At 72.6% G+C, this 10671-nt stretch carries 8 protein-coding genes; 3 read left to right on the top strand and 5 right to left on the bottom strand.

Going from position 1 to position 10671, the window contains the following annotated elements:
* On the bottom strand, window positions 1-5102 hold a 5102-nt coding region (locus tag ACR9ZK_RS18150; RefSeq protein ID WP_481343360.1), incomplete at its 3' end, for an NAD-glutamate dehydrogenase.
* 210 nt (window positions 5103-5312) lie between these two features.
* Here ACR9ZK_RS18150 and ACR9ZK_RS18145 point away from each other — a divergent pair.
* The 3 genes from ACR9ZK_RS18145 (at window position 5313) to ACR9ZK_RS18135 (ending at window position 6729) form a co-directional block, all read left to right on the top strand.
* A complete protein-coding gene (locus ACR9ZK_RS18145) occupies window positions 5313-5663 on the top strand; it encodes a hypothetical protein (protein ID WP_481343359.1) in 351 nt (116 codons plus the stop codon).
* Window positions 5660-6151 carry a hypothetical protein gene (locus ACR9ZK_RS18140; RefSeq protein WP_481343358.1) on the top strand — a complete coding sequence of 164 codons (492 nt, stop codon included), beginning with the start codon at window positions 5660-5662 and terminating at the stop codon, window positions 6149-6151. Before ACR9ZK_RS18145 ends, ACR9ZK_RS18140 begins: the two co-directional genes overlap by 4 nt.
* 80 nt (window positions 6152-6231) lie before the next feature.
* Window positions 6232-6729 carry a DUF2505 domain-containing protein gene (locus ACR9ZK_RS18135; RefSeq protein ID WP_481343357.1) on the top strand — a complete coding sequence of 166 codons (498 nt, stop codon included), beginning with the start codon at window positions 6232-6234 and terminating at the stop codon, window positions 6727-6729.
* Between the two features lie 62 nt (window positions 6730-6791).
* On the opposite strand, the gene pruA is transcribed toward ACR9ZK_RS18135, so the two are convergent.
* The 4 genes from pruA to ACR9ZK_RS18115 form a co-directional block, all read right to left on the bottom strand.
* Entirely contained in the window at window positions 6792-8420 is a 1629-nt protein-coding gene (gene pruA / locus ACR9ZK_RS18130) for an L-glutamate gamma-semialdehyde dehydrogenase (RefSeq protein ID WP_481343356.1), read from the bottom strand.
* A gap of 115 nt (window positions 8421-8535) precedes the next feature.
* Window positions 8536-8934: a DUF4870 domain-containing protein gene (locus ACR9ZK_RS18125; protein ID WP_481343355.1), complete on the bottom strand. Its 399-nt coding sequence runs from the start codon at window positions 8932-8934 to the stop codon at window positions 8536-8538.
* A 92-nt stretch (window positions 8935-9026) separates the two neighbouring features.
* Window positions 9027-9740: an SGNH/GDSL hydrolase family protein gene (locus tag ACR9ZK_RS18120; RefSeq protein WP_481343354.1), complete on the bottom strand. Its 714-nt coding sequence runs from the start codon at window positions 9738-9740 to the stop codon at window positions 9027-9029.
* Window positions 9741-9800: 60 nt separating this feature from the next.
* Window positions 9801-10649 carry an alpha/beta fold hydrolase gene (locus tag ACR9ZK_RS18115; RefSeq protein ID WP_481343353.1) on the bottom strand — a complete coding sequence of 283 codons (849 nt, stop codon included), beginning with the start codon at window positions 10647-10649 and terminating at the stop codon, window positions 9801-9803.
* Window positions 10650-10671: the final 22 nt, after the last annotated feature.

Below are 10671 nucleotides of genomic sequence, written 5' to 3'. Positions count from 1 at the left end.
GGCGCCTTCGTCCCGGCCGCCTTCCTCGCGGCACTCTTGCCGGCGGCACTCTTGCCGGCGGCACTCTTCGCGGCCGCGCTCTTGACGGTGCTCGCCTTGCGCGCGGCCCGCTTCGTGGCCGACGCCTGCTGCGTCGGCGCCGCCGGCTCGAGGGCCGGGCTCTCGTCGTGCCGGGCCGGCCGCGGCGGGGCGGAGGAGGCCGGACGGGTCACCGTACGCAGCGTGCGCAGCGCGACCGAGAGTGCGGCGATGCCCGCGTGGCTCATCCGCTCGATGCCGCCGAGCGCCTGCCGGGCCCGCCCGAGGGCGTCGGCGTTGAGCTCGGACCACGCCTCGAGGCGCGCCGCCGGCTCGGCGGAGCGGTCGCTGACCTCGAGGATCGAGCGGGTCAGGCTCTCCAGCACGGCGTAGAGGTCGTCGCGCATGGCGCCGCGGGCGAGCGCGTCCCAGCGGTCCTCGCGCGGCAGCGCCGAGACCCGCGTCAGCATCGCGTCGATGCTGAAGGTCTCGGAGGCGCGGAAGTAGACGCCGACGACGTTCTGGAGGGGCTCGCCGGTGTCCTCGGCCAGCTCGATGCAGTCGAGCAGCGAGTACGCGTCGAGCAGGGACGCCGCCGACAGCGCGAGCTCCTCGGGCACGCCCTTGCCCTGCAGGTCGCCGGCGCGACGCACGAGGCGGGCGCGCTCGCTGCCCTGGAGCAGCTCGGACATCCGGCCGGCGTACGCCTCGACGCCCGGACGGAACCGGGCCACCTCGCCGGCGATGTCGAGCTCGGCCGGGCGAGAGGTGAGGAACCAGCGCACCGCCCGGTCGAGGAGCCGACGGAACTCGAGGTAGAGCGCCGTCTGCGCGGCCGTCGTCACCTGGTTGTCGGTGCCCTCGACCCGGCGCACGAACCCGGCCAGGTCGAAGACCTCGCGGCACACGACGTACGCGCGGGCGACCTGCTCCGGTGAGGCGCCGGTCTCCTCGGTGGCACGGTAGGCGAACGTGATGCCACCGCGGTTGACCATCGAGTTGGCGACCGCGTTGGTGATGATCTCGCGCCGCAGCGGGTGGGCTGCGATCTGCTCGGCGTACTTGCGGCGCAAGGGTTTCGGGAAGTAGTCCGTCAGCGTCGTCGCCAGCCACGGGTCGTCGGGCAGCGTGGTCGCGATGAGCTGGTTCTTCAGGTACAGCTTCGCGTACGCGACGAGCACCGAGAACTCGGGCGAGGACAGGCCCAGGCCGTCCTTCTGCCGGCGCGCGATCTCCGAGTCGCTCGGCAGGAACTCGAGCGCGCGGTCGAGGTCGCCGTGCTCCTCGAGGAACTGGATGAGCCGCTCGTGGACCCCGAGCATCGCGTGCTGCTGGGCGCGGGCGTTGCCGAGCAGGACGTTCTGCTCGTAGTTGTCGCGCAGCACCTGCTCGGCCACCTCGTCGGTCATCGAGGCGAGGAGGGTGTTGCGCCGCTTCGTCGTCAGCTCGCCGGTGCGGGTCAGCTCGGTGAGCAGGATCTTGATGTTGACCTCGTGGTCGGAGGTGTCGACGCCCGCGCTGTTGTCGATGGCGTCGGTGTTGACCCGGACACCGGACAGCGCGGCCTCGATGCGGCCGAGCTGGCTCAGGCCGAGGTTGCCGCCCTCGCCGACCACCTTGCACCGGAGGGCGCTGCCGTTGACGCGGATGGCGTCGTTGGCGCGGTCGCCGATCTCGGCGTTCGTCTCGGCCGAGGCCTTGACGTAGGTGCCGATGCCGCCGTTCCACAGCAGGTCGACCGGTGCGAGCAGGATCGCCTTCATCAGCTCCGCGGGCGTCATGCTCCGGGTTCCGGAGCGCAGGCCGAGGGCCTGGACCATCTGCGGCGTCACCGGGATCGACTTGGCCGAGCGCGGGAACACGCCGCCGCCCGCGCTGATGAGCGACGCGTCGTAGTCGGCCCAGGAGGAGCCCGGCAGGTCGAACATCCGGCGCCGCTCGGCGTACGACGTGGCGGCGTCCGGGTCGGGGTCGACGAAGATGTGCCGGTGGTCGAAGGCAGCCACGAGCCGGATGTGCTCCGACAGGAGCATGCCGTTGCCGAAGACGTCACCGCTCATGTCGCCGACGCCGACGACGGTGAACTCCTCGCTCTGCGTGTCGAGACCGAGCTCGCGGAAGTGCCGCTTGACCGACTCCCAGGCCCCACGGGCGGTGATCCCCATGCCCTTGTGGTCGTAGCCCGCCGAGCCACCGGAGGCGAACGCGTCGTCGAGCCAGAAGCCGTAGTCGGCGGAGATGCCGTTGGCGATGTCGGAGAACTTCGCCGTGCCCTTGTCGGCCGCGACGACGAGGTAGGTGTCGTCCTCGTCGTGGCGCACGACGCGACGCGGCGGCACGGCCTGGCCCGACACGAGGTTGTCCGTGAGGTCGAGCAGGCCGCTGATGAACAGCTTGTAGGACGCGATGCCCTCGTCCAGCCAGGCGGCGCGGTCGAGCGCCGGGTCGGGCAGCTGCTTGGCGTAGAACCCGCCCTTGGAGCCGGTCGGCACGATGACGGCGTTCTTGACCATCTGGGCCTTGACGAGGCCGAGGATCTCGGTCCGGAAGTCCTCCCTGCGGTCCGACCACCGCAGGCCTCCCCGGGCGACCTTGCCGAAGCGCAGGTGCACGCCCTCGACGCGGGGGCTGTAGACCCACACCTCGAACATCGGCCGTGGTGCCGGGAGGTCGGGGATCTTCCTGGGGTTGAGCTTGAGGGAGACGTACGACTTGTCGTGGCCGTGCTCGTCGGGCTGGTAGAAGTTCGTGCGCAGGCTCGCCTGGATGACACCGAGCAGCGCCCGGACGATGCGGTCGTGGTCGAGGCTCGCGACGTCGTCGAGGGCGTCCTTGATCCGGGTGACGATCGTCTTCTGCCGTGCGGCACGCTTGTCGCGGCCGGCCTCGGTGTCGGGGAAGGCGTCGGGGTCGAACCGGGCCTCGAAGAGCTCGACGAGGCTGCGGGCCAGGCCCGTGTGCGTCCCGAGCGCCGACTCGACGTAGTCCTGCGAGAACGTCGACCCGGTCTGGCGCAGGTACTTGGCGACGGTGCGCAGGATGACGACCTGGCGCCACGTCAGCCCCGCCCCGAGGACGAGTGCGTTGAAGCCGTCGGACTCGGCGCGACCGTCCCAGACGGCACGGAAGGCGTCCTCGAACCGGCGACGCACGTCGTCGGCGGCCGACCCGGACCCGCCCCACGCGTCGGCGTCGGCGCGCAGCCCGAAGTCGTAGATGCGCAGGGTGCGCCCGTCGGGACCGCGCAGCTCGTACGGGCGCTCGTCGCCGACGTCGACACCGAGGTGGGTGAACAGGGGCAGCACCTGCGTCAGCGACAGCTCGGCTCGCCGGTAGAGCTTGAAGCGTCGCTCCTGGGCGGAGTCGCTGGACGGGTCCTCGTAGAGGTGCAGCGCCGTGGTGAGGTCGCCCTCGCCGAGCCCCTCGATGCGGTCGAGGTCCTCGACCGCGGTCGCGACGTCGAAGTCCTCCTTGTACGCCTCCGGCAGCGCCTTGGCGTACGCCGCCATGGCGCGCGCGGCGCCGTCGGTGCCCCGGGCGTTCGCGAGCGCGTCGGCGAGGTCCTCGTCCCACGTCCGGGTGGCGTCGATGACCTTCTGCTCGAGCGCGGCCTCGTCGATGTCGGGGATGTCGACGCCGGCCGGCATCCGCACGACGAAGTGCAGGCGGGCGAGGACCGACTCGCTGACGCGCGTCGTGTTGTCGATGTTCTCGCCCCCGAAGGCCTCGAGGAGCAGGGCCTCGATGCGCAGGCGGACCGTCGTGTTGTAGCGGTCGCGCGGCAGGTAGACGAGGCACGAGACGAAGCGGCCGAACTGGTCCCGCCGCAGGAACAGCTTGGTCTTGCGACGCTCCTGCAGGTGCAGCACGCTCGTGGCGATGTCGGCCAGCTGCGCCGCGCTCGTCTGGAACAGCTCGTCCCTCGGGTAGGTCTCGAGGATCTGGAGGATGTCCTTGCCCGAGTGGCTGTCGGCCGACAGGCCGGTGATCCGCAGGACCTCCTGCGCGCGCACGTCGACGAGCGGGATGTCGTGGATGGTGTCGTTGTAGGCGGCCGACGCGTAGAGCCCGAGGAAGCGCTGCTCGCCGACGCACTCGCCGTGGGCGTTGAACCTCTTGATCGAGATGTAGTCGAGGTAGACGTCGCGGTGGACGGTGGCGCGCGAGTTGGCCTTGGTGATGATGAGGATCGACGAGTCGCGCGCGGCGCGGCTCGCGGCCGGCGTCAGCACGAGGCCGCTGGCGGCACGCGGGCGGTCGTAGCGCAGCAGGCCCAGCCCGGTGCCCGGCACCTGCCGCGAGATGTCCTTGCCGTCCTCGTGGGTCAGCGAGTACTCGCGGTAGCCGAGGAAGGTGAAGTTGTTGTGCGCCAGCCACTCGAGGAACCGGGCGGCCTCGCGGGCCTGGTGCGGGTCGGTGCCGGGGGGCGTGGCGGAGCGCAGCTCGCTCGCGATCGTCAGGGCGTGCGCCCGCATCTTCGGCCAGTCCTCGACGGAGTCGCGGACGTTCTCGAGGACGTGCCGCAGCCGGTTCTCGAGGTCGGGCAGCGCGTCGTCGGGCAGCCGGTCGATCTCGAGGTGCATCCACGACTCGCGGACGAGGCCGACGCCGCCGCTCGGCACCGTCGTGCTGCCGTCGGTGACGATGGTCTGCAGCTCACCGGTGATGGTGCGCGACACCGTCATCTGCGGGTGGACGATGAGGTGGACCCCACGGTCGAAGCCACCGAGGGCGGCCACGACGGAGTCGACGAGGAAGGGCATGTCGTCGACGACGATCTGCACGACGGTGTGGGTGGTGGACCAGCCCTCGTCCTCGGGCGTGGGGTTGAAGGCGCGGACGTTGAAGGTGCCGACCGGCCGCTCGGTGGCGAACGTCCGGTGCGCCTCGGCGATGGTGGCGAGCTCGCGGGTCGGTCGCGCGAGGAGGTCCTCGGTGGCGACGAGCCGGTAGTACGCGAGGAGGAACTCCTCCAGCTCGCTCGTGTGGTCTCGGGTGGCCCGACCCCTCCTCGGGGCCGGTGCGACGGCGGCCGCCGCAGCCTTCAGGACGTCGATTCGAGTCTGTTCGAGTGACGCGGACATGCGCTCTTCGGATTCCTCACCGTGGGCCTCGGGCACGGCACGCCGTCGTGCCGGCCTCTCACCCTGCGAGCCTATCCCCGTTCCCGGTTGCGGCCACACCACCCCCTCGGCTCGTCGCGGGGCGGTGGAGATGGGCGGTGGAGATGGGCGGTGGAGGCGGGCGGTGGAGAACTGCCGGGCCGCGGCGCCGCGACTGCCTAGAGTGGGGCCATGACCGACGGCACCGGGCAGCGGGCGGCGCGCGACGCCGACCGCGCGACGCTCCGGGCCCTCGCCGATGCCCGGGCCGGCGCCCGCACGTGGTCCGACGCGCTCCTGACGCACCTGCCCGACGTCGGCGACCTCGCGACGCAACGGCTCCTCGACGCGTGGGTCGAGCAGGGCGCCGACACGCTCCGCGCCCTGTCGGAGGCCCTCGAGGAACGGCTCCTCGACCTCGGTGCCGCCGGCGCGACGGAGGCTACGGCGGCGACGGACGCGCCGCGCGTGACCGGAGCGTCCGGAGCACCAGGGGCGTCGGGCGCGGCCGCGGTCCGCGGGGCCGGAGGGGGGACGCGGTGACGGGCACGGACGGCGACGCGGCGTCGATCTCGGCCCTCGGTGGGGTCCTGCGCACGGCCGCCGACCGCCTCGTCGGCCACGTGCACGAGCTCGACGCTCCGGCCGGCCGCCAGGTGCGCCGCGGCGGACCCGACGTCACGGCCGCAGAGCGCGACCTGCTGACCCGGACGGCCACCGAGCTCGACGGCGTGGGTGGGCTGCTGCAGGCACTGACCGCCGCGACCGCCGAGAGCGCGGCGCGGCTGCGCGCCCTCGAACCGGACCTGCAGCGTGCAGGACTCGTCGTCGAGGGCCAGATCGTCGTCGAGGCACCCGGTCCGAGCCGCGTCGAGCCGCAGACGCGGCTGCGCGAGCGCGAGCGGCTCCAGGAGCTGCTCAACCGCATCACGGCGGCCCGTGCGCGCGAGCTCGCGCACCTGCGCCGCGAGCTGGAGCGATCGACCGCCGCGCTCGCCCGGCTCTCGGACAGGTGCCGCGCCGGCGCGTGACGGGCGCGAGCGCGCGGTCTGCACGGTCGGCGTCGGTGATGGGACGAGGGGTGCCGAGCGCGTGGCATAGCGTGTCGCCCATGAAGATCTCCGAGACGATCTCGTACGTCGCCGCTCCGGACGCCGTGTTCGCCATGGTCACCGACCCGCACTTCCAGGAGCGCAAGTGCGTCGAGGCCGGGGCCCTGCGCCATGAGGCCGCCGTGAGCCCCACCGGCGACGGCGCCCGCGTCGTGACCCGGCGTGACCTGCCGACCGACGGGCTGCCCGACTTCGCCAAGTCCGTCGTCGGCGGCACGCTGTCGATCACCGAGACCTACGAGTGGTCCGGTGCCGCGCCCGATGCCAGCCGCAAGGGGACCCTGACCGTCGAGGTCGCCGGCGCGCCGGTCGCGATGCGCTCCGACGTGCGCCTGTCCCCCACCGGCGCCGGCACGACGATCAGCATCGAGGGCGACCTCAAGGCCTCGATCCCGCTGCTCGGTCGCAGGATCGAGAAGGCCGCCGAGCCGGCCGTCGTCAACGCCATCCGCAGCGAACAGCGCACGGGCCGGGCCTGGCTCGCCGAGCGCGGCTGACCCCGCGCCCCTGCAGGCGGAGAGGCCGGCCGCGTGGGCCGGCCTCTCGCACGGGCGCGCGCTCAGCCCATGTGCGGGTAGGCGTGGTCGGTCGGCGGGACGAAGGTCTCCTTGATCGAGCGGACGCTGGTCCAGCGCAGCAGGTTCTGCGCCGCACCCGCCTTGTCGTTGGTGCCGGACGCGCGTCCTCCGCCGAAGGGCTGCTGGCCGACCACCGCACCCGTCGGCTTGTCGTTGATGTAGAAGTTGCCGGCCGCGAAGCGCAGGCGCTGCGTCGCATCGGCGATGGCGCGTCGGTCCTGGGCGATGATGGAGCCGGTGAGGCCGTACGGTGCGAAGCGCTCCATCTGGTCGAGAACGGCGTCGTATCGCGCGTCGGGGAAGACGTGGACCGACAGGATCGGCCCGAAGTACTCGGTGCGGAACGACTCGTCGGACGCGTCCCCGACCTCGAGGACCGTGGGGCGCACGAACCAGCCCACCGAGTCGTCGTACGTGCCGCCGGCGATGACCTCGATGCCGTCCGTGGCGTGCGCCCGGTCGATGGCGTCCCGGTGCTTGGCGAATGCCCGCTCGTCGATGACGGCGCCCATGAAGTTGGACAGGTCGGTGACGTCGCCCTGGGGTAGGCCGTTCGTGATGTCGACGAGGTCGGACCGGATGCGGTCCCACACGGAGGCGGGCACGTAGGCCCGCGAGGCGGCGGAGCACTTCTGGCCCTGGAACTCGAACGCGCCGCGGATCATCGCGGTGCGCAGCACGTCCGGGTCGGCGCTCGGGTGGGCGAGGATGAAGTCCTTGCCGCCGGTCTCGCCGACGAGGCGCGGGTAGGTGCGGTACCGGTCGAGGTTCGTGCCGACCTCGTGCCACAGGCGCTTGAAGGTCGGGGTCGAGCCGGTGAAGTGGATGCCGGCGAGGTCCTCGTCGGCCAGGGCCGCTCTGCTGACCTCGACGCCGGTGCCGGTCACCATGTTGATGACGCCGGGCGGCAGGCCCGCCTCCTCGAGCAGCTCCATCGTCAGCGTGGCGGCCAGCTGCTGGGTCGGGCTCGGCTTCCACACGACGGTGTTGCCCATGAGGGCCGGGGCGGTCGGCAGGTTGCCGGCGATCGCCGTGAAGTTGAAGGGGGTGATGGCGTAGACGAAGCCCTCGAGCGAGCGGTAGTCCGACCGGTTCCAGATGCCCTTGGCGTGCAGCGGCGGCTGCTGCTCGAGGATCTGGCGCGCGAAGTGGACGTTGATGCGCCAGAAGTCGATGAGCTCGCAGGCTGCGTCGATCTCGGCCTGGTAGGCGGTCTTGCTCTGGCCGAGCATCGTCGCGGCGTTGAGGCGCGCGCGCCACGGGCCGGCCAGCAGCTCGGCGGCCTTGAGCAGGATGGCGGCGCGGTCGTCGAAGGACAGCGCGCGCCACGTCGGGGCGGCGGCCTTGGCCGCGTCGACGGCGGCCTGGCCCTCCTGCACCGTGGCGTCGCGCAGGGTGCCGAGCACCTTGGCGTGGGCGTGCGGCTGACGCACCGCGATCTCGGGGCCCGTGCCCGTGACCCGCTCACCGCCGATGGTGTGCGGCAGGTCGCGCTGGCTGGAGCCCAGCTCGGCCAGGGCGACCTCGAGCGCCTTTCGCTCGGGCGAGCCCGGCGCGTAGTCGAGCACCGGCTCGTTGGCCGGTGCGGGCACGTGGGTCACGGCGTCCATCACAATCTCCTGCGGGTTGGCGCGGTCTTCTGCCCGACACGGGCGATGGGGTGGCCCGCCTCGTGGGCGGGACCACCCCATCGTTCCATGACGTCGGGCGTGCCCGGCAGCGTCGTCAGTGCAGGACCGGGATGCCCCACGGGTACCGGAACGCCTGGCCGCGGTTGGCCGCCATCGCGGCCCGGACGTGGAACCACAGCGCGGCGGCCACGGCCACGATCCACACGATGACCGCGATGGGGATGAGGATGACCGTGAAGAACATGAGCCAGCCGACGATGATGGCGGCCCACACGGCGAGGTTGAAGTTGAAGGAGCCGGCGGCGGCCTGTCGCACGAAGGCGCTGCGGTCCTTGTAGGCGACCCAGATCAGGAGTGGGCCGACGAAGCTGAGCCAGCCCACGGACACGACGGCTGCGACGATGGCGGCCAGGTGTCCCAGGATCGCCCACGTGCGCTCGTCGCTCGTCGGGGTCAGGGCCTGCCCGGACGGGTTGGGAATCGGGTGTGTCATGGCTCCATCGTGGCCCCGACCGGGCTCCCTGCGCTGCCGGGGAGGGCCCTGATCGGACCCTGACCGGCCCCTGACTGCTGCGGAGGAGGAGGTCAGGCGCCGGCGCCGACGGCGTCCTCGACGGTGAGCGAGCAGACGGCGCTCGTGTCGGCGGCGACGCCGAGCGTGCGGAGCAGGGTCAGGACCATCTCGTGGTGGCCGCGGGCGCTCGGGTGGAAGGAGTCGTCCAGCCATCCCTCGGGTGCGACCTCGGCGCCCGCGGCGTCGGCCGCCTGACGCCACGAGGCCGCATGGTCGACGACGAGGACACCGAGCGCCTCGCCGACCTCGCGCACGGCGTCGGCGTAGAGGGCGATGAGCTCGGGCGTGCGCGGACCGTCGGCGAGCACCGGGGGCGGCGTCTGGAGCACCACGGTGGCCCCGATGTCGCGCGAGCGCTGCACGATCTGGTCGATGCGGTAGCGGTAGGCGCGGATGCCGTCGGCCCCCGCGACGATGTCGTTCGTCCCGAACATGACGAGGACGACGTCAGGGCTGAACCGACCTGCGCGCCAGTGGAACTCAGGGAGCAGGTCCTCGGCCGTCGTCCCCGAGACCCCCGAGTTGACGACGGCGTCACCGCGGCGGCCGAGCTCGCCACGGACGCGCTCCGCGAAGTGCTCGACGTAGCTGCGCCGGCCGTGGGTGTGCACGACGCCCTGCGTGATGCTGTCACCGAGGAACACCCAGGTGACCGGCGGGCCGGCGAGGATCTCCCGGAGCCGGTCGGCGTCCCGGCGTGCGTACTCGTCAGCGGTGAAGTCCATTACCGCAACGTAACAACCCCTCCGCCCGCCGCGACCCCCCTCGCCCAGCAGGTGGGACGCTCACGCGACGTCGCTGCCCGCCGCGGGCGACCACGCCGCCGCGGGCGACCACGCCGCCGCGTCCGGTCCGTCCTGGGCGAACGGCCACGGTGCCGGGGCGTCGAGTCCGTGCAGCGACGGCTCGACGGGCAGGCGGTCGGCGAACCGGGCCACGGCGCCGGCCACCGCGCGGTCGGCGAGGATCCTGCGGTGCCCGAGGCCCACCGTGCTGAGCAGCCGCGCGCCCGGCCAGGACCGGACGAGTGCGGCCGACGCCTCGTGCGCCACCTCGCGGTCGCCGAGGTCGTGGACGACGAGAAGGTCCGGGCGACCGGGGCCTGCCGCGGGTCCGAGGCGGGGGTCGGCCGCGCGCTCGAGGTCGCCCCCGAGCCGGACGAGGTCGAGCTCGGAGACGGCGTGGCCCGTGCGTCGTCGGGCCCTCGCCTCGAGACGACGCACCGTCCGCGCGCCCAGTCCGAGGTCGGCGCGGAGCCGCTCGACGAGGTGCGGAACCCCGGGCACCGGTGCGACGAGGACGAGCCGCTCGGCACCGACCCACCCGTCGCGCAGGGCGAGGAGCGCGGCCAGGGCACCCATCGAGTGCGCGACGACCGCTCGCGCGGGGCCGAAGCGGGCAGCCACCGCATCGAGGGACCGACCCAGCTCCACGACGTCGCTCGTCCCGTCTGAGTAACGCCCCCGGTCCGAGTGCCCGTGACCGAGCCCGTCGAAGGCCACCGCCTGCAGACCGGCGTCGGTCAACGGCCCGACGAACGGCAGTAGGTGCTCGAGGGTCCCGCCCCAGCCGTGGACGAGGTAGACCACCGGGCCCTGCCCCCACGACCACCCCCGGACCTGTCTCTTATACACATCTGACGCTGCCGACGACGGA

This window comes from Monashia sp. HAY1-5C, from assembly GCF_056755255.1.
This window is presented reverse-complemented; position numbering and strand designations above follow the sequence as displayed.